Annotated in this window: 1 protein-coding gene; it reads left to right on the top strand. The window is 65.3% G+C overall.

Translation table 11 applies throughout. The annotated features are described in order from the left end of the window. Positions 1-61 precede the first annotated feature (61 nt). A partial coding sequence (locus ACFZB9_RS36950; RefSeq protein WP_391454557.1) for an acyltransferase domain-containing protein occupies positions 62-1062 on the top strand: 1001 nt, incomplete at its 3' end.

A 1062-nucleotide genomic window follows, 5' to 3' on the forward strand; every position in this document is an offset into this window, starting at 1 on the left:
CACCGGCAACACCCCACCACTGATCTTCCTCTTCAGCGGCCAAGGCTCCCAACACACCGGCATGGCCCACGACCTCTACCAACACGAACCCACCTTCCGCAACCACGTCGACCAATGCGCCGAACTCCTCCAACCACACCTCGACGCAGACATCCGCGACATCATCTTCACCCAGGACCACCGACTCGACCAGACCCAATGGGCCCAACCCGCCCTCTTCACCATCGAATACGCCCTCACCCAACTCTGGAAATCCTGGGGCATCACCCCCACCGCCATGATCGGCCACAGCCTCGGCGAATGGACCGCCGCCTGCCTCGCCGGCGTCTTCACCCTCCCCGACGCACTCCACCTCGTCACCCTGCGCGGCCGCCTCATGCAAGCCCAAACCCCCGGCACCATGCTCAACATCATGACCGACCGCACCACCATCGAAGCCACCCTCCCCCACGACCTCACCCTCGCCGCCCACAACGGCCCCCGCGACTGCGTCATCTCCGGCCCCCACCACGCAATCCACACCTACACCACCCTCGCCGAAGAACACGGCTGGGCCACCCAACCCATCACCACCTCCCACGCCTTCCACTCCCACCTGATGGAACCGATGATCGCGGAATTCACCACCGCCATCGCCACCGTCAACCGAAACACCCCCCACACCCCCTTCATCTCCAACCTCACCGGCACCTGGATCACCAACCACCAAGCCACCGACCCCCACTACTGGGGCAACCACATCCGCTCCACCGTCGAATACACCACCAGCATCCACACCGCCACCACCCAACCCGGCACCACCCTCCTCGAAATCGGCCCCGGCCAAACCCTCACCAACCTCACCCGCCGCATCCTCACCCACACCGGCACCCAAGCCACCACCCTCGCCACACTCCCCCACAAACGCGACCGCCGCACCCCCAGCGAAACCATCCAACGCACCCTCGCCACCCTCTGGCTCACCGGCACCACCCCCAACTGGACCGCCTACTACGCCCAACAACAACGCCGCCGCATCCCCCTCCCCACCTACCCCTTCCAACACAAGCACTACTGGCTGGA

The organism is Kitasatospora sp. NPDC008050 (genome assembly GCF_042957465.1).
GTDB lineage: Bacteria > Actinomycetota > Actinomycetes > Streptomycetales > Streptomycetaceae > Kitasatospora.